The organism is Methylobacterium sp. 17Sr1-1 (assembly GCF_003173775.1).
Classification (GTDB): domain Bacteria; phylum Pseudomonadota; class Alphaproteobacteria; order Rhizobiales; family Beijerinckiaceae; genus Methylobacterium.
On record NZ_CP029552.1, the window covers coordinates 2,662,638 to 2,679,520 of the forward strand.

At 71.7% G+C, this 16,883-nt stretch carries 17 protein-coding genes; 6 read left to right on the top strand and 11 right to left on the bottom strand.

The genetic code is table 11. The features are described from left to right. Nucleotides 1-71 precede the first annotated feature (71 nt). The 4 genes from DK412_RS12055 to DK412_RS12070 form a co-directional block, all read right to left on the bottom strand. Entirely contained in the window at nt 72-581 is a 510-nt protein-coding gene (locus DK412_RS12055) for an OsmC family protein (protein WP_109972140.1), read from the bottom strand. A gap of 63 nt (nt 582-644) precedes the next feature. Beyond that, nucleotides 645-1,427, bottom strand: a complete 783-nt coding sequence (locus DK412_RS12060) for an ABC transporter ATP-binding protein (protein WP_109972141.1) — start codon at nt 1,425-1,427, stop codon at nt 645-647. Nucleotides 1,428-1,442: 15 nt separating this feature from the next. Beyond that, complete coding sequence (locus DK412_RS12065; RefSeq protein ID WP_109975220.1) at nt 1,443-2,249, bottom strand: ABC transporter permease; 807 nt, start codon at nt 2,247-2,249, stop codon at nt 1,443-1,445. A gap of 32 nt (nt 2,250-2,281) precedes the next feature. Beyond that, nucleotides 2,282-3,268 carry an aliphatic sulfonate ABC transporter substrate-binding protein gene (locus DK412_RS12070; protein ID WP_109972142.1) on the bottom strand — a complete coding sequence of 329 codons (987 nt, stop codon included), beginning with the start codon at nt 3,266-3,268 and terminating at the stop codon, nt 2,282-2,284. Between the two features lie 245 nt (nt 3,269-3,513). Between DK412_RS12070 and DK412_RS12075 the strand changes: the two genes are divergently transcribed. Both DK412_RS12075 and grpE read left to right on the top strand, forming a co-directional pair. Then, the gene (locus tag DK412_RS12075) at nt 3,514-6,354 is read left to right on the top strand and encodes a [protein-PII] uridylyltransferase (protein WP_109972143.1); all 2,841 of its coding nucleotides are present in this window, start codon (nt 3,514-3,516) and stop codon (nt 6,352-6,354) included. A gap of 58 nt (nt 6,355-6,412) precedes the next feature. Next, nucleotides 6,413-7,009: a nucleotide exchange factor GrpE gene (grpE, locus tag DK412_RS12080; protein ID WP_109975221.1), complete on the top strand. Its 597-nt coding sequence runs from the start codon at nt 6,413-6,415 to the stop codon at nt 7,007-7,009. A 59-nt stretch (nt 7,010-7,068) separates the two neighbouring features. Here grpE and DK412_RS12085 read toward each other — a convergent pair whose 3' ends face one another. Genes DK412_RS12085 through pabB form a run of 3 tightly spaced genes read right to left on the bottom strand, consistent with a single transcriptional unit; the run spans nt 7,069 to nt 9,807 of the window. Continuing rightward, nucleotides 7,069-7,914: an aminotransferase class IV gene (locus DK412_RS12085; RefSeq protein ID WP_109972144.1), complete on the bottom strand. Its 846-nt coding sequence runs from the start codon at nt 7,912-7,914 to the stop codon at nt 7,069-7,071. After that, complete coding sequence (locus DK412_RS12090; protein WP_109972145.1) at nt 7,901-8,512, bottom strand: aminodeoxychorismate/anthranilate synthase component II; 612 nt, start codon at nt 8,510-8,512, stop codon at nt 7,901-7,903. Before DK412_RS12090 ends, DK412_RS12085 begins: the two co-directional genes overlap by 14 nt. Beyond that, nucleotides 8,509-9,807 carry an aminodeoxychorismate synthase component I gene (gene pabB, locus DK412_RS12095; RefSeq protein WP_348629387.1) on the bottom strand — a complete coding sequence of 433 codons (1,299 nt, stop codon included), beginning with the start codon at nt 9,805-9,807 and terminating at the stop codon, nt 8,509-8,511. Before pabB ends, DK412_RS12090 begins: the two co-directional genes overlap by 4 nt. A gap of 314 nt (nt 9,808-10,121) precedes the next feature. Between pabB and rimO the strand changes: the two genes are divergently transcribed. Genes rimO through DK412_RS31380 form a run of 3 tightly spaced genes read left to right on the top strand, consistent with a single transcriptional unit; the run spans nt 10,122 to nt 11,817 of the window. Beyond that, nucleotides 10,122-11,438 (top strand): 30S ribosomal protein S12 methylthiotransferase RimO, encoded by a 1,317-nt coding sequence (rimO, locus tag DK412_RS12100; RefSeq protein WP_109972147.1) that lies wholly within the window; start codon nt 10,122-10,124, stop codon nt 11,436-11,438. Between the two features lie 3 nt (nt 11,439-11,441). Further along, a complete protein-coding gene (locus DK412_RS12105) occupies nt 11,442-11,684 on the top strand; it encodes a hypothetical protein (protein ID WP_109972148.1) in 243 nt (80 codons plus the stop codon). 1 nt (nt 11,685) lies between these two features. Continuing rightward, nucleotides 11,686-11,817, top strand: a complete 132-nt coding sequence (locus DK412_RS31380; RefSeq protein ID WP_280953983.1) for a hypothetical protein — start codon at nt 11,686-11,688, stop codon at nt 11,815-11,817. Nucleotides 11,818-12,045: 228 nt separating this feature from the next. Here the strand turns inward: DK412_RS31380 and pncA are convergent, their stop codons facing one another. Continuing rightward, on the bottom strand, nt 12,046-12,690 hold the full coding sequence (gene pncA / locus DK412_RS12110) for a bifunctional nicotinamidase/pyrazinamidase (protein WP_204165555.1): 645 nt from the start codon (nt 12,688-12,690) through the stop codon (nt 12,046-12,048). A 59-nt stretch (nt 12,691-12,749) separates the two neighbouring features. Next, on the bottom strand, nt 12,750-13,724 hold the full coding sequence (locus DK412_RS12115) for a quinone oxidoreductase (protein ID WP_109972149.1): 975 nt from the start codon (nt 13,722-13,724) through the stop codon (nt 12,750-12,752). Nucleotides 13,725-13,855: 131 nt separating this feature from the next. Between DK412_RS12115 and DK412_RS12120 the strand changes: the two genes are divergently transcribed. After that, nucleotides 13,856-15,067 (top strand): UbiH/UbiF family hydroxylase, encoded by a 1,212-nt coding sequence (locus DK412_RS12120; RefSeq protein ID WP_109972150.1) that lies wholly within the window; start codon nt 13,856-13,858, stop codon nt 15,065-15,067. Between the two features lie 185 nt (nt 15,068-15,252). Here the strand turns inward: DK412_RS12120 and DK412_RS12125 are convergent, their stop codons facing one another. Together DK412_RS12125 and DK412_RS12130 are read right to left on the bottom strand one after the other, a co-directional pair. After that, nucleotides 15,253-15,828 carry a hypothetical protein gene (locus DK412_RS12125; RefSeq protein WP_109972151.1) on the bottom strand — a complete coding sequence of 192 codons (576 nt, stop codon included), beginning with the start codon at nt 15,826-15,828 and terminating at the stop codon, nt 15,253-15,255. Continuing rightward, nucleotides 15,818-16,717, bottom strand: a complete 900-nt coding sequence (locus DK412_RS12130) for an AAA family ATPase (protein ID WP_109972152.1) — start codon at nt 16,715-16,717, stop codon at nt 15,818-15,820. Before DK412_RS12130 ends, DK412_RS12125 begins: the two co-directional genes overlap by 11 nt. Nucleotides 16,718-16,883 lie beyond the last annotated feature (166 nt).

Sequence of the window (16,883 nt, forward strand, 5' to 3'; positions counted from 1 at the left end):
GGACGGTCATCCGCCATGGATGCCCGTCCGGACGCTCGTCATACCGGTGTCGAGCGAAGGGTTATGCTGCCTCACCCCCGCGTCATCACCACGTCCAGCTGCGGCTTCTGGTTGATGGTCTGGAACACCACGCAGTAGCGCTCGGTCAGCTTCAGGAGCTGATCCAGCTTCTCCTGCGGCGCGTCCGTGTCGACCTCGAAGCTGAGCCGGATCGACCGGAAGCCCACCGGCGCGCCCTTGTCGACGCCGAGCGTGCCGCGGAAATCGAGGTCGCCCTCGGCCTTGACCACGCCCTTGCGCAAAGGAATTTCAAGCGCAGTCGCCACCGCCTTCAGGGTCACGCCGGCGCAGGCCACGAGCGCCTCGAGCAGCATGTCGCCGGAGCAGAGCTCGGCGCCCGATCCGCCGCTCGCCGGGTGGAGGCCTGCGACCGCCAGTGCCCGGCCGGTCTCGACCTTGCAGGCGATGCCGCCGTCGTCGAGCGAGCCCTGCGCTTTCAGGGTCACGACCGCCGCCTCCGGATCGCCGCGGTAGCGGTCCTTGATCGGGGCCTGGAGCGAGCGCAGTTCGGTGGCGTCCATCGTGTGTCCTCCCTGTTTATGGGCGAACGGCTTAGCATCCGGCAGCCGCCCCTCGCCAGGGGCTCACCACCACAGGGCGGAGGCGTCGGGCTTGGCGCGGTCCGTCTCGCCCTCCGGGCGCAGCGAGCGGTCGAGGCTCGCCAGGATGGTGCGGGCGGCGGCCTCGCTGCCGGGGGCCGAGGCCTGTCGCGGGCGGCTCAAGGGGAGCGGGATCGTGTCGTCGATCCGGCCGGGCTTCGGGCGCAGAACCACGGCGCGGTCGGCGAGGGCCACCGCCTCGGCGACGTCGTGGGTGACGAGGAGCACGGTCGGCCGGCTCTCCTCCCACAGGGAGAGGAGATGGCGGTGCAGCCCGGCCCGGGTCAGGGCGTCGAGGGCCGAGAACGGCTCGTCGAGGAGCAGCACCTTCGGCGCGGCGACGAAGGCGCGGGCGATCGCCACCCGTTGCTGCTGGCCGCCCGACAGGTCGCGGGGCCAGCGCCCGCCCTGCTCGGCGAGGCCGACGCGCTCGAGCGCGTGCGCCACCCGGGCCCGGCGTTCGGATTTGGGCAGATCGGCGAGGCCGAAGGCGACGTTGCCGGCGACGCTGAGCCAGGGCAGCAGCCGCGGCTCCTGGAACACGATGCCGACGCCCGGATGCGGCGCCGTGATCCTCTCGCCGTCGAGGCTGACGGTTCCGGCGCTCGCCCGGTCGAGCCCGGCGACGAGGCGCAGCAGGGTGGTCTTGCCGCAGCCCGAGCCGCCGATCAGCGCCACGATCTCACCGGGCCGCAGGTCGAGCGAGATGTCGGCGAGCGCCCGCGTGCCGTCGGCATAGGTCTTCGACAGCCGGTCGAGGATCAGCATGGTGGCGCCCGCATCTCAGAGGGTGTCCCGCGCGGTGTCCTGCCAGCGGGCGAGCGGCTGGGTCAGCCCCACCAGCACCGCGTCGCAGAGCTTGCCCAGGCCGGCGAAGGCCAGGATCGCCGCGACGATCTGGTCCGGCTTGCCGAGCTGCTGGCCGTCGAGGAGGAGGTAGCCGAGGCCCTCCGAGGCGCCGAGCAATTCGGCCGCCGCCACGAACATGAAGCCGAGGCCCAGCCCCGTGCGCAGGGCCACCAGGGTCGCGGGCAGCACTGCCGGCAGCAGGATCCGGCGGGCGAGATCCAGGCGCGACAGCCGAAAAACCCGGCCGACCTCGACCAGCTTGCGGTCGACGCCCGCGATGGCGCCCGCCACCCCGAGATAGACCGGGAAGAACACCCCGACCGCGATCAGGGTGATCTTCGAGGCCTCGAAGATGCCGAACCACAGGATGAACAGGGGCACCCAGGCGATCGAGGGAATCGCCCGCAGGGCCTGGAGGCTCGGATCGACGAGGCGCCGGACGAGCGGCAGGGTGCCGGTGAGCGCCCCGACCAGGATCCCGGCGAGCGCCCCGAAGCCGAACCCGGCCGCGACCCGGGTCAGGCTGGCGAGCACGTGGGTCCAGAGCTCGCCGCTCGCCGCGAGGCCCCACAGGGTGGCCAGCACCCGGCTCGGCGGCGGCACCAGCCGGCCCTGGGCCAGCCCCGCCCTGACGGCGGCCTCCCAGGCGAGGGCGAGCGCGAGCGGCAGGACGAGGCCGACGAGGGCCCGCCCGCCGGGCAGGCGCAGCGACGCCGTCCTGGACCGGGGATCGGTCGCGATCGCGAGGGGAAGCGGATCCGCCTCCGCCGGCCTCACGGCGCCGCCGGCCCGAAGCGCGGGTCGATCAGGGCCTCGACCGCGGCGCCGACATCGGTCCCGGCCGGAATCACCCCGGCATCGAGGAGCGCGGTCCCGGCATCCAGGATCGTCTCGGCCTGAAGCTTGCCGATCACCGGCTGCGACAGGTCGGTGCGTTCGAGCTGGCGCGCCACCACCGGCTCGGGCAGCTTGGTCGCCGCCACCAGGATCCGCTTCAGCTCCTGGGGATCTGACAGCGCGAGCTTGCGCGCCTCCTCGTAGGCCGCCAGCACCGTGCGGGTCAGGTCCGGGTTCTGCTTGGCGAAATCCTCGCGGACATTGAGCACGCCCCAGGTATTGGCGGCGGCGTCGCGGTGAAACAGCACGTCGCCGTTCTCGATCTCGGCCGCCGCCATGATCGGGTCGAGGCCGGCCCAGGCATCGACGTCGCCGCGGTCGAGGGCGGTGCGCCCGTCCGGGTGCTGGAGCAGCACCAGCTTCACGTCGCGCTCGGTCAGGCCGGCACCGCGCAACGCGCGGATCAGGAAGATGTGCGGGTCGGTGCCGCGGGTGACCGCGACGCGGCGGCCCTTCAGGTCCTTCACCGCGGCGATGCCGGTATTCGGCCGGGTCACGAGGGCGGTCCATTCCGGCCGCGAGAAGGCGTAGACCGCCTTGATCGGGTTGCCGTTGATCCGCGCCAGCAGGGCCGCCGCGCCGGCGGTCGAGCCGAGATCGATCGAGCCGGCATTGAGGAATTCGAGCGCCTTGTTCGAGCCCAGCGACTGGACCCAGCGCACCGTGATCCCCTTGGGCGCCAGCGCCGTCTCGAGCAGGCCCTTGTCCTTCAGGACGAGGCTGACCGGGTTGTAGGTCGCCCAGTCGAGGCGCACCTCCTTCGCGGGCTCCTTGGCACCTTGCGCGAGGGCCGACGTGCCGGCGGCGGCGAGGCCGACGGCCCCGAGGGCGGCGCCGATGAGCGCGCGGCGATGGATGCGCATCGTCTCTCCCTGGCTGGCCGCGGGCTGTTCTCGAATGCGGGCGGACCGTCGCCATAGCTAGAGCGCACCGTTCGGAGTGTCAAACGATCCGGACGATGAAGCGGATTAGCCTTTGTATCGAACGACCCGGCCCGCTGGCACCGGCATGACGCGCGGAAGCGTTGGCTTTCCGTCGGCCGTGATGCGAAACAGGCGGGAACGCGACGGGACCCGGCCGCGCTCTCCTCCTGACAAGCCCGGCTGCCATGCCCGACATCACCGCCATCGACCCGTCCGACACCGACGCCGCCCTCAAGGCCCTGCTCGCCGGCATCGACCAGTCCCTGAGCGACCCGACCCGCCTGCGCGAGCGGCTGGTGCCTGAACTGCGCCGCATCATCGAGGCGGGCCGCGCGAAGGCCGAGCGGCAGCTCCTCGCCGAGCGCGACGGCCATGCCTGCGCCGGGCTGATCTGCGCCCAGATGGATGCGGTGATCCGGGCGATCTACGACGCGGTGGTCAGGCGGCTCTACCGGGCCGACAACCCGACCGCGGCCGAGCAGATCGCCGTGGTGGCGACCGGCGGCTACGGCCGCGGCCTGCTGGCGCCGGGCTCCGACATCGATCTCCTGTTCCTCCTGCCCTACAAGCAGACGGCCTGGAGCGAGAGCGTCGTCGAGGCGATGCTCTACGTGCTGTGGGACCTCAAGCTGAAGGTCGGCCACGCCACCCGCTCGGTCGCGGAATGCCTGCGCGAGGGCCGCGGCGACATGACGATCCGCACGGCCCTCCTCGAATCGCGCTTCCTGTTCGGCGACCGCGCCCTGTTCGACGAATTGGAGACCCGCTTCGACCGCGAGGTGGTGCAGGGCACGGCGGCCGAGTTCGTCGAAGCGAAGCTCAAGGAGCGCGACGCGCGGGTGCAGAAGAGCGGCGCCTCGCGCTACCTCGTCGAGCCCAACGTCAAGGACGGCAAGGGCGGGCTTCGCGACCTCAACACCCTGTTCTGGATCGCCAAGTACACGTTCCGGGTGAAGGAGGCCGAGGACCTGGTCGAGGCCGGCCTGTTCACGCCCGACGAGCTCCGGCTGTTCCAGCGCTGCGACGAGTTCCTGTGGCGGGTGCGCTGCCACATGCACTTCGTCACCGGGCGGGCGGAGGAGCGGCTGTCCTTCGGCCTCCAGCCGCGCATCGCCGAGCGGCTCGATTACGGCGCGCGCGGCGGCCTGGCGGCGGTCGAGCGGTTCATGAAGTCGTACTTCCTGATCGCCAAGGATGTCGGGGACCTCACCGCCATCGTCTGCGCCGAGATGGAGGCGCGCCACGCCAAGCGCCCGCCGGTGCTCGACCGCTGGCTGCGCCGCTTCAAGCAGCACTTTCACGCGCCAGACCTGGAGGCGGACGATTTCCGCATCCATACCGGCCGGCTCGACGTGCGCGACGACGCCGCCTTCGAGCGCGATCCGGTCAACCTGATCCGGCTGTTCTGGCTCTCCGACCGGCACGACCTCGCGATCCATCCCGATGCCAGCCGGCTCGCGACGCGGTCGCTCGCCCTGATCGGCCCGATGGTGCGGGTCGATCGGGAGGCCAACCGCCTGTTCGTCGAGCTCCTGACCTCGCAGAACGCCCCCGAGACGGTGCTCCGGCACATGAACGAGACCGGAGTGCTCGGGCGCTTCGTGCCGGATTTCGGCCGCATCGTCGCGATGATGCAGTTCAACATGTACCACCACTTCACGGTGGACGAGCACCTGATCCGCTCCCTCGGTGTGCTCGGCAAGATCGAGGCCGGGGAACTCGAGGACGAGCATCCGCTCGCCCACCGCATCGTCGGCACGATCCAGAACCGCCGCGCCCTCTACGTGGCGATGTTCCTGCACGACATCGCCAAGGGCCGGAAGGACGACCACTCGATCGCCGGCGCGGCGGTGGCGCGCAAGCTCGGGCCGCGCTTCGGGTTGGACGCCGCCGAGACGAACACCGTCGCCTGGCTCATCGAGCACCACCTCCTGATGTCGATGACGGCGCAGAGCCGCGACCTCTCGGATCCGAAGACGATCGAGACCTTCGCGGGCGTGGTGCAGAGCCTGGAGCGGCTGAAGCTGCTTCTCGTGCTGACCATCGCCGACATCAAGGCGGTCGGCCCCGGCACCTGGACCGCCTGGAAGGCGACGCTGCTGCGCACGCTCTACTACGAGACCGAGATGGTGCTGTCGGGCGGGCGCTCGGAGATCCCGCGCACCGACCGGGTGCGGCTGATCCAGATGCGCCTGCGCGAGCAGCTGACCGACTGGAACGCGGAGGAGTTCGACACCTACGCCGCCCGGCACTACCCGCATTACTGGCTCAAGGTCGATGCCGGGCGCCAGCTCAAGAACGCCCGCTTCATCCGGGCGGCGACCGAGTCCGGCAACACCGTCGCCACCACCTTCGAGACCGACCTCTCGCGCGGGGTCACCGAGCTCTGCGTCTACTCGCCGGATCATCCGCGCCTGCTGGCGATCCTCACCGGCGCCTGCGCGGCGTCGGGCGGCAACATCGTCGACGCGCAGATCTTCACCACCGCCGACGGCTTCGTCCTCGACACCATCACCCTGTCGCGGGCCTTCGAGCGCGACGAGGACGAGCTGCGCCGGGCCGGGCGCATCGCCACCGCGATCGAGCGGGCGCTGAAGGGCGAGATCCGCATCGCCGACCTCGTCGCCGACAAGCACCCGGCGAAGGACCGGCCGCGCACCTTCCAGGTCGCCCCCGACCTGTCGATCGACAACGCGCTCTCGGCCCGCGAGACGGTTCTGGAGATCTCCGGCCTCGACCGGCCGGGCCTGCTCTTCGATCTCACCTCGGCGCTGGGCCGGCTCAACCTCAACATCACCTCGGCCCACGTCGCGACCTTCGGCGAGCGGGCGGTCGACGTGTTCTACGTCACCGATCTCACCGGCACCAAGGTGACCCAGCCCGACCGGCAGGCGACGATCCGCCGGGCCGTGATGGCGGTGTTCGAGGCCGACCTGCCCCGGGGCGAGCGGAGCCGCCGCGGCGCGGGCCGGGACAACCTCAAGGACGAGGCGGGCGAGGCGGCCCCGGCCGCCGGCGAAGCTTGATTTCGCCGGCCGTCCACCTGATATCGGGGTCATTCCCGGACCCCTTTTTGGAATGACGATGACGCCGAACGACACGGAGAACGCCGCGCGGGCTTACGAGCCCGAGGCTGCTGAGGGCGCTCCCGCCTCCGCGCCGGAGGCCGCGCCGAACGCCGACGCGCTCGCCGCGCTCGAGGCCGAGAAGCTCGACCTCAAGGACAAGCTGCTGCGCACGCTCGCCGACATGGAGAACCTGCGCCGGCGCACCGAGCGCGAGGTGACGGATGCCCGCACCTACGCGGTGACGAACTTCGCCCGCGACATGCTCAACGCTGCCGACAACGTCCGCCGCGCCCTCGAGAGCGTGCCGGCCGATGCCCGCGCCGCCGCCGAGGGCCCACTCAAGGCCCTGGTCGACGGAATCGAGCTGACCGAGCGCGACCTGCTCAAGACCCTGGAGCGCCACGGCGTGAAGCGGGTCGATCCGCAGGGTCAGCGCTTCGACCCCAACCTGCACCAGGCGATGTTCGAGGTGCCCAACCCCGACGTCACCTCCGGCACGGTCGTGCAGGTGGTGCAGTCGGGCTACGTCATCGGCGACCGCGTCCTGCGCCCGGCCCTGGTCGGCGTGGCGAAGGGCGGCCCGAAGGCCGAGGCGAAGCCGGCGGAAGGCTGAAGCGCCGACCCCGACCCTCCCCCCTCTGCGGGGGAGGGTTCAGCGGCGTGCGCTCCGCCTCACCCCTCCGGCGCCATCCCGCAGGCTTGCGCGATCTCCGCCGACAGGGCCGCCCGAACCGCCCGCACCGTCGGGTGCCCGGCGCTGGCATAGTCCCGCCCGGCGATCCGCCGCACCGGCGCGACGAGCCGCAGGGAATTGGTGACGAACACGGCTTCCGCCCCCGCCAGGTCCTCCGGCGCGAGCGGGCGCTCGCTCGGGACGAGGCCGAGCCCGGGAGCGAGGGCGAGCAGCCTCGCCCGCACGATGCCGGCCAGCACTCCCTCGCTCAGGGAGGGCGTGACGATCGACGTCCCGAACACCGCGAACAGGGTGCCGGTCCCGGCGCAGGCGACCCGCCCCGCCATGTTGAGGAAGAGCGCCTCGTCGTAGCCCTCCCGCGCCGCCGCCTCGGCGGACAGCACTGCGTCGAGGTAGCCCAGCGTCTTGTGGCGCGCGGTCGGCGAGGTCTCGTTGCGGCGGATCGCGCTCCAGCCGAGCGAGAGCTCGGCGAAGACCGTGCTTGAGCGCAACGGCGCGGCGCCGGCCCACAGGACCGGACGCGGCTCGGCCGGTGGGCGCAGACCCCGCGGCCCGGACCCGCGGGTCACGGTGGTGCGGATCGCTGCCCGCGCATGGCCGGCCGCCACCGCCCGCATCGCCGTGCGGGCTTCCTCCGCGTCGAAGCGGAAACCGAGGGACGCGGCGGCCGCGACGAGCCGCGCCAGATGCGCCTCCTCCGCCACCACCCTGCCGCCGAGCGCCATGGCGGTGTCGAACACCCCGTCGCCGAGGAGCAGGCCGCGGTCGGCGAGGTCGAAGGGCGCGGTCGTCCCCTCCTGCACGCGTCCGTCACGCCACAGCACGGTGCCGTCCTCCCGCGTCGTGCCAGCGCCGGGCGAGGTCCAGGAAATTGCCGAACAGGGCGTGGCCGTGCTCGGTCAGCACCGATTCCGGGTGGAACTGCACGCCCCAGGTCGGGTGCCGGAGGTGCGAGAGCGCCATCACCTCGCCCTCGGGCGAGACCGCATCGACGCGCAGGTGCTCCGCCATGCCGGGCGCCGGTTCCACGATCAGCGAGTGGTAGCGCCCGACCGTGAGCGGCGCCGGCAGGCCGTGGAACACCCCCTGCCCGTCATGGCGGATCGGCGTCGCGTGGCCGTGGAGCGGCTGCCTGGCCCGCGCGACCCGGCCGCCGAAGGCCGCCCCGATGCATTGGTGGCCGAGACAGACCCCGAGGAGCGGCACCTCGCCCGACAAGGCGCGGATGGCGGGGAGCGACACCCCGGCCTCCGCCGGGCTGCACGGCCCGGGCGAGATCACCACCGCGTCCGGGCTCAAGGTCCGGATGCCCGCCACGTCGAGGGCGTCGTTGCGCGCCACCTGCACCGCGGCGCCCAGTTCCTCGAAGTAGCGCACCACGTTGAAGACGAAGGAATCGTAGTTGTCGATGACGAGGATCATGCGTCCTCCCCGCTCGCAAAGGCCGCGAAGACCCGCTCGGCCTTCGTCAGGGTCTCGCGGTACTCGGCTTCCGGGTCCGACAGGAGCGTCACCCCGCCCCCGGCCTGGAGCACGGCGCGGTCGTCGTCCATCAGCACCGTGCGGATGGCGATGCTGGTGTCGAGGCTGCCGTCGAACCCGATCCAGCCGATCGCCCCGCAATACAATTCGCGGGCATCGCCCTCGATCTCCGTGATGATGTCCATCGCGCGCAGCTTCGGCGCTCCGGTGATCGAGCCGCCCGGGAAGGTGGCCGCCAGCAGGTCGAGCCCGTCCGCCCCCTCCCGCAGCGTGCCGGTGACCGCCGAGACGAGGTGATGGACGCCCGCATAGGTCTCGAGCCCGCAGAGCGTCGGCACCGCGACGCTGCGGGGCGCGCAGATCCGCGACAGGTCGTTGCGCAGGAGATCGACGATCATCACGTTCTCGGCCCGCTCCTTGGCGCTGGCGAGGAGCGCCTCGGCCCGGTCCCGGTCCTCGGCCGGATCGGCCGAGCGTGGCGCCGTGCCCTTGATCGGCCGTGTCTCGACCCGTCTTCCGTCGAGGCGCAGGAAGCGCTCGGGAGAGGACGAGGCGACGGTCAGCCCGTCGAACTCCAGGTAGGCCGCGAAGGGCGCGGGGTTGAGGGCCCGCAGGCGGCGGTAGAACGCGAAGGCGTCGAAGCCGGGCGGCAGCGCCGCCTCGAAGCGCTGGGCGATGTTGGCCTGGTAGATGTCGCCGGCCCGGATGTAGTCCCGCACCCGCTCGACCGCCCGGGCGTAGGTGTCCGCCGTGAAGTTCGAGCGCCAGGCGAGGGGCGGCACCGGCGCGGTGGCATGCGCCGGCTCGGGGCCGGCGAGCGCCGCCTCCAGCGCGTCGAGGTCGGATGCGGCCTTTCGCGCACGGGCACTCGGATCGGTCTCGGGGAAGCCGGTGGCGATCAGGTGGCAGGTGCCGGCCCGGTGATCGAAGGCGACGACCGTGGCGTAGAGGTCGACGGCGAGATCGTCGGTCAGCCCGGCGCGGCGCGCGGGCGGCGCCACCCGCTCCAGCCTGGCGCCGAGATCGTAGGCCGCGTAGCCGATCGCCCCGCCCTGGAACGGCGGCAGGGCGGGATCCGGCGCGATGCGCCAGGGGGCGAGCACCGTCCTGAGGCCCGCGAGAGGCGCCCCCGGCACCGGTGCGCCGTTCCAGAAGGCCCGGCCGCCGCGCACCCGAAAACACCCGAACGGGTCGGCGGCGAGGTAGGAGTGGCGCCCGAGGCTGTCGTGCCGCATCGCGCTGTCGAGGAGCGCGAGGCCGGATCGCCCGCGCGGATGTCGGCCGCGTAGGCGGGACGCGGCGGCGGCAGGATCCTGGGGGGGTGACGCGGCGACTCCACATCGCGTCGTGATAGCGGAGGCCGGGGTTGCGACGGAAGCCGTCCGTCGGGCCAAGATGTCGGACCCGTGACGCCCGCCCTGCCCTGTGCTAGAGGCCTGCCCCAGCATCCTTCCCTAAATCCTTGATCCTGCTCGCTGCCGCCTTGGCCGTGGGCCGGTGCCGCATCCCGCCCCTGCCGAAATCCTGCCCTGCCGAAATCTCCTCCGCCATGAACGCACCCGCCCCCAAGATCTCCTTCGTGTCGCTCGGCTGTCCCAAGGCCCTGGTCGATTCCGAGCGCATCCTCACCCACCTGCGCGCCGAGGGCTACGAGCTGGCGCGCAAGCACGACGGCGCCGACGTGGTGATCGTCAACACCTGCGGCTTCCTCGATTCGGCGAAGGCCGAGTCGCTGCAGGCGATCGGCGACGCGATGGCGGAGAACGGCCGGGTGATCGTCACCGGCTGCATGGGCGCCCAGCCGGAGGAGATCCGGGAGAAATACCCGAACCTGCTCGCGGTCACCGGGCCGCAGGCCTATGAATCGGTGGTGGCGGCGGTCCACGAGGCGGTGCCCCCGGCCCACGACCCGTTCCTGGATCTGGTCCCGCCGCAGGGCGTCAAGCTGACGCCGCGGCACTACGCCTACCTGAAGATCTCCGAGGGCTGCAACAACCGCTGCACCTTCTGCATCATCCCGCAGCTGCGGGGCGACCTCGTCAGCCGCCCGGCGGCGGACGTGCTGCGCGAGGCCGAGAAGCTGGTGAAGGCCGGCGTCAAGGAACTGCTCGTCGTCTCGCAGGATACCAGCGCCTACGGCATCGACACCCGCTACGCCACGAGCCAGTGGCGCGACCGCGAGGTACGGGCCCGGTTCTACGACCTCGCCAAGGAACTCGGCGAACTCGGCGCCTGGGTGCGCCTGCACTACGTCTACCCCTACCCGCATGTCGACGAGGTCATCCCGCTGATGGCCGAGGGCAAGGTGCTGCCCTACCTCGACATGCCGCTCCAGCACGCGAGCCCCACCGTGCTCAAGCGCATGCGCCGCCCGGGCAACCAGGAGAAGATGCTGGAGCGCATCCGCTCCTGGCGCACCACCTGCCCGGATCTGGCCATCCGCTCCACCTTCATCGTCGGTTTCCCTGGCGAGACCGAGGAGGAGTTCGAGGAACTGCTGACCTGGCTCAAGGAGGCCAAGCTCGAGCGCGTCGGCTGCTTCCAGTACGAGCCGGTCCGCGGCGCTCCCGCCAACGCGGTGGCCGAGGCCGTGCCGGACGCGGTCAAGGCCGAGCGCCAGCGCCGGTTCATGGAGACGCAGCAGGCGGTGTCGCTCAAGCTCCAGAAGGCCAAGGTCGGCAAGCGGCTGCCGGTGATCATCGACGCCGCCGGCCCGACGGTCGCCAAGGGCCGCTCGAAATACGACGCGCCCGAGATCGACGGCAACGTCCACGTCGCCTTCCGCCGCCCGGTGCGGGTCGGCGACATCGTGACGGTGAAGATCGAGTCGGCGGATGCCTACGACCTGCATGGGGTGGCGGTGTAGGCGGTGGACGAGGCGGCCCGCACCAAGGCGCGCAAGCTCGCGGCCAAGCGGATCAACGAGCGGCTGAAGCTGCTCGCGAGCTTCTTCAACGCCCTGGCTCTCGGCGTGATCGGCGCCGGGGTCATCATCCCGACGGTGGCCGACATGACACGGGCATGGCCGAAGAGTCTCGTTTGGCTCGTGACCGGACTCGTCCTACATTGTGCAGCACAGAGTGCGTTCACGTTCCTGCGCAGTGAGGACTGACATGCTGACCTGGACCCTGACCATACAGGTCGCCGTGACCGCCGTCGTCCTCAGTGCCGGCGGTCTGCTCTACGCGCGCCACATGGCCCGCGCCTTCGACCGCAAGTGGGGCCGGCCCGAGGATTGGCGCTGAGTCCCCCTTGGCATCTCTTGATGTACTCGACAGACTTCCCCCTTTCACCTTGACTCCGGGCCCCCGAAAGGGGAGCCCGGATTCCAGAACAGCAGAGGTGCTGCAGAAGGGAGCGGCATGCGTCCCGCTCGACCATCCCTTTACTGTGATTCTGGATCCCAGGCTCCGCTTTCGCGGCCCCGGGATTACGCGGCGGGTGTCAGGTCCGATAGGACGTTGGAACAGGTCCTACCCCCCGATCGCCCCACTCTGCTCCCGCTCCACACCTGCCCCCGCCATGTCGCCCCAGGACCGCTCGAGCGAGCCGTCGAGGTCGATCGCCCGGCAGGCATCCTCGACCACCACCGCCTGGAATCCCGCCGCCCGCGCGTCGATGGCGCTCCAGCCGACGCAGTAATCGGTGGCGAGCCCGCACAGGAACACCCGGGTGAAGCCGCGCTCGCGCAGGTAGCCGGACAGCCCGGTCGGGGTTGTGCGGTCGGCCTCGCGGAAGGCGGAGTAGCTGTCGATTCCGGACCGGTAGCCCTTGCGGATGATCAATTCGGCGTGGCGCAGGTCCAGCCTCGGCGACAGCTCCGCGCCGGGCGTGCCCCGCACGCAGTGCTCCGGCCACAGCACCTGCGTGCCGTAGGCCAGTTCCACGGTGCCAAAGGGTGACTTGCCCGGATGGCTCGTGGCGAAGGAGGCGTGGCCCGCCGGGTGCCAGTCCTGGGTCAGGGCGACGTGCCTGAACCGGCGCGCCAGCGCGTTGATCGGCGCGATCACCGCATCCCCGTCCGGCACCGCGAGCGCGCCGCCGGGCAGGAAGTCGGCCTGGACGTCGATGACGAGGAGCAGGTCGGTCTCGGTCGCTTGCAGGGCGTACGAAGCCATCGCGAAACATCCTCCGTCCATCCGGGGCGAGCCGCCCCGGATGCCGCGCCGTCAGCCTATCAGGGGTGCATCACCGTCGCACCCGTCGTCTGCCGCCCGGCGAGGTCGGCATGGACCTTCGGTGCGTCGGCGAGCTTCGCCCGCGTATGGACCGGGATCTTCACCGCGCCGCTCTGCACCACCTCGAACAGGTCGGCGGCCATCTCCTCCAGCACCGCCCGGTTGGTGGTGTGGGTGAACAGGGTCGGCCGGGTGGCGTAGAGCGAGCCCTTCTGGGCGAGCAGGCTCATGTCGAACTGCGTGATCGCCCCCGAGGCGCTGCCGAAGCTCACGAAATAGCCGAATGGTCGCAGGCAGTCGAGCGAGGCCGGGAAGGTCGCCTGACCGACGCCGTCATAGACGACCTGGCAGCCCTTGCCGCCGGTGATCTCCTTCACCTTCGCGACGAAATCCTCGTTGCGGTACAGGATGACGTGGTCGCAGCCGTGCTGGCGGGCGAGCTCGGCCTTGTCTTCCGAGCCGACGGTGCCGATCACCGTGGCGCCGAGGTGCTTGGCCCATTGCGTCGCGATCAGCCCGACGCCGCCGGCGGCGGCGTGGAACAGGATCGTGTCGCCGGGCTGCACCTTGTAGGTGCGCCGCAGCAGATACTGGGTGGTGAGGCCCTTGAGCATCATCGCGGCGGCGGTGTCGTCGTCGATGCCGTCGGGCAGGCGCACCACCTGCCGGGCGTCGATCACCGCCTCCTCGGCATAGGTGCCGGCGGCCGAGCCGTAGGCGACCCGCTCCCCGGGCTTGAAGCCGGTGACGCCCTCGCCCACGGCCACCACCGTGCCGGCGCCCTCGTTGCCGGGGGTGAAGGGGAGCTGGGGCGCCTTGTAGTGGCCGGAGCGGAAGTAGATGTCGATGAAGTTGACGCCGACCGCGCTCTGGCGCACCCGGATCTGGCCGGGGCCGGGCTCGGCCACGCTCACCTCCTCGTAGCGCATCACCTCGGGGCCGCCATACTCGTGAACCCGGATCGCCTTGGGCATCGCCCGCTCCCGTCTTGGTCTTGTCGTCCGGCCGGGATGATAGGTGCGGCCCCGTGTTCGGCAATGGCCGGGATGGCGGACCGGCCCCGCGCGACCCAGATCTCCCGGCAGACCGCGCGAGGACCCGTTCCGTGACACAGCCAGCCGACCCGAACCCTGAAGGCCCCCTCTACGACGTGGCGGTGGTCGGCGCCGGCGCGGTCGGGCTGGCGGCGGCCCTGGCGCTCGCCCGCGACGGCCTGCGGACGGCGCTCGTCGGCCGCCACGCCCCCATGGCCGATGGGCGCACCGTGGCGCTCCTCGACGGTTCGGTGCGGCTGCTGCGCGCGCTCGGCGCCTGGGAGGGGCTGGAGCCCCAGGCCGCCCCGCTCGCCGAGATGCATCTGATCGACGACACCGGCAGCCTCTTCCGCCCGCCGCCTGCCCGGTTCGTCGCCCGCGAGATCGGCCTCGACGCCTTCGGCTGGAACATCGAGAACGCGCGCCTCGTCGAGGCCCTGCGGGCCCGCGCCCGGGCGATGCCGGAGCTGACCCTCGTCGAGCACGACGCCGCCGGCTGCACGGTTGCCGAGGATCGCGCGGTGCTGTCGCTGGAGGGCGGCGGCCGCGTCGCGGCCCGCCTCGTCGTCGCGGCCGATGGTGGCGGCTCGCCCTTGCGCGAGGAGGCGGGCCTCGCGGCGCGGCGCTGGACCTACCCGCAGAAGGCCCTGACCACGATCCTGGCGCACGCCCGCGACCATCGCGAGGTATCGACCGAGTTCCACACCCGCGAGGGGCCCTTCACCCTGGTGCCGCTGCCGCGCGGGCGCCGCTCCAGCCTGGTCTGGGTCTCGGCGGAAGCGCGGGCCGAGCGCCTGTTCGCCCTCGACGATGCGGCGCTCTCCGCCGCGATCGAGCGCCAGGCGCAATCGATGCTCGGCGCCATGCGGATCGACGGGCCGCGGGGTCTCGTGCCGATGCGAGGCCTGTCGGTACCGCGCCCGGTCGGGCCGCGGCTGGCGCTGGTCGGCGAGGCCGCCCACGTCTTCCCGCCGATCGGCGCGCAGGGGCTGAACCTCGGCCTTCGCGACGCCGCGGCGCTGCGGGACGCGGTGGCGGGGGCGCGCGACGCCGGGGCCGAGTCGGTGCTGTCGGGCTTCGCCCGCGGCCGGGCGCTCGACGCCCGCCTGCGCACCGGCGCGGTCGACACCCTCAACCGCAGCCTGCTCACCGCCTTCCTGCCGAGCGACCTCGCCCGTGGCGCGGGGCTGCTGGCGCTTTCGACCATCGCGCCGTTGCGCCGCCTGGTGATGCGCGAGGGCGTGACTCCGCGGCTCGGGACGCCGACGCTGATGCGGGGGTGACGGCGGGGTTGGTCAGGTTGGTTTAAAGAATTGAGTGCGGGTTCCTCCTCTCCCCGCGACGAAGTCGGGCCTGCCCGACTTCGCTCATCGCTTGCAGATCCCGGGCAAGCCCGGGATCTGTCGGGGAGAGGAGAAACCCGCGCTCGAATCTTGATCGGATCAGGTCAACGGAAACCCGATCCCGATCACTCCTGCTGCCTGGGCCGCCGCGGCGGGCGGGCCGCCATCGCCGCGGAAGCGAGGGCGTCGGCGGGGGCGGGCTTGCCGCGGGCTGGCGCACGCGCCTTCGCGGGAGCCGGCGGCGCGGGCTCGGGTGCCGGATCGGCAGCGGGCTCGGCCGGCGCCGCGTCGGCCGCCTTGGCGGCGGGCTTCGGCTTCGCCGGCGCCTTGGCGGGCGCCTTCGCGGGTTTCGGCTTCGCCGCCGGGCTCGCGACCGGGTCGAGGTCGGCGGCGATCGCCATCAGGTGGCGGCGATGCGCGACGGCCGGGCCGTCCTTGAGGTCCGGGTGGTGCTTGTCGAGGCGGGTGACCAGGGCCTTGACCTCGGCATCCTTGAGCCCGTCGACGATCAGCGCCAGGGGCTGGGGGCCCAGCGCCTCGCGCACCGCGCGCAGGCCCGCCAGGTCGAGGGTCTTGGCCTTCAGCTGCTTGGTCACCAGGGCGTGGGCGGCCTTGGTGACGTCGCTGCGGATCGCCGGAAACGCCTGCGGCGCCTCCGCGATCGCGCACAGGACCGCGAGGCCGTCGATCTCAAGCGCCATCCAGGGCCTCCTTCAGTTCGGTCACCACCGGCGTGATCACCTCGCCGATCAGGTCGCGGGTCTGGTCACGATACTTGTTGGCGAAGGTCTGATACTCCAGGGTCAGCGCGTTCGCCAGGGCCGCCGATTGCGGCACCCGGGTCTTGAACAGACGGAACCGTGCTCCTTCCGCAGCGGCACTCTCCTGCAGGGTGGCGTAGGTCGTCGCCTGCTGCTTGGTGTTCTGCCAGCGGGTGATCAGCACGTGCGGCGGGCGCCGGGGCGCCAGCATGCTCTCGGAGGCGCTGCCGACGCCCCAGATCGTCTCGTAGAACGCCTTGAGGCCGTAGGTGGAGAGGAAGTCCGAGATGCAGGCGACCACCACGAGGTCGCTCGCCCGGATCGCCACCTCGGTCATCGGCGAGATGCCCGGCGCGCAGTCGAACAGCACGTAGTCGTACTGCTCGCGCAGGGGCACGAAGTCCTCCTGGAACAGCTTCCACAGGTGGCCTTCGATGGCGTGCATCGAGTATTTGCGCTTGGTGAGCGCGTAGATGATCTCGCGCTCGACGATGCGCAGCGACGGGCCGGAGGCGAGCAGCGAGATCGGCAGCGGCTCGCCGAGATGGGTGGTGCTCGAGACGTAGTCGCGGATGAAGTCCGGCAGGGCGGCCTTGTCGCGGTCGACGATGCGCAGGCCGAGATAATAGTCGAGGGTGCGGCCCCCGGTGATCATCTCGGCCAGGATCCCGTCTCCGGCAAAGCACACCGAGGCGCTGGCCTGCGGATCGAGGTCGATCACCAGCACCGAGGCGCCGCCGGCGGCGAGCGCGTCGGCGAGCATCACCACGCTGGTGGTCTTGCCGACGCCGCCCTTCATGTTGGCGACAGCGACGAGCTTGCCGGTCATGCGCGTCGGCCCGGCCGCGGGACGGGGATGCGGGTCCGCCGCGGCGAGGCGGCGGGCGGGCTTGACGGGGCCATCGGGGCTCTCTTCACGGCGGGCCCCCTTTCCACCACCGGTGTTTGCGGCGAGTCAAGCGCGGTTGCAGTTCGTTTCCCGTCGACTGTCTCGT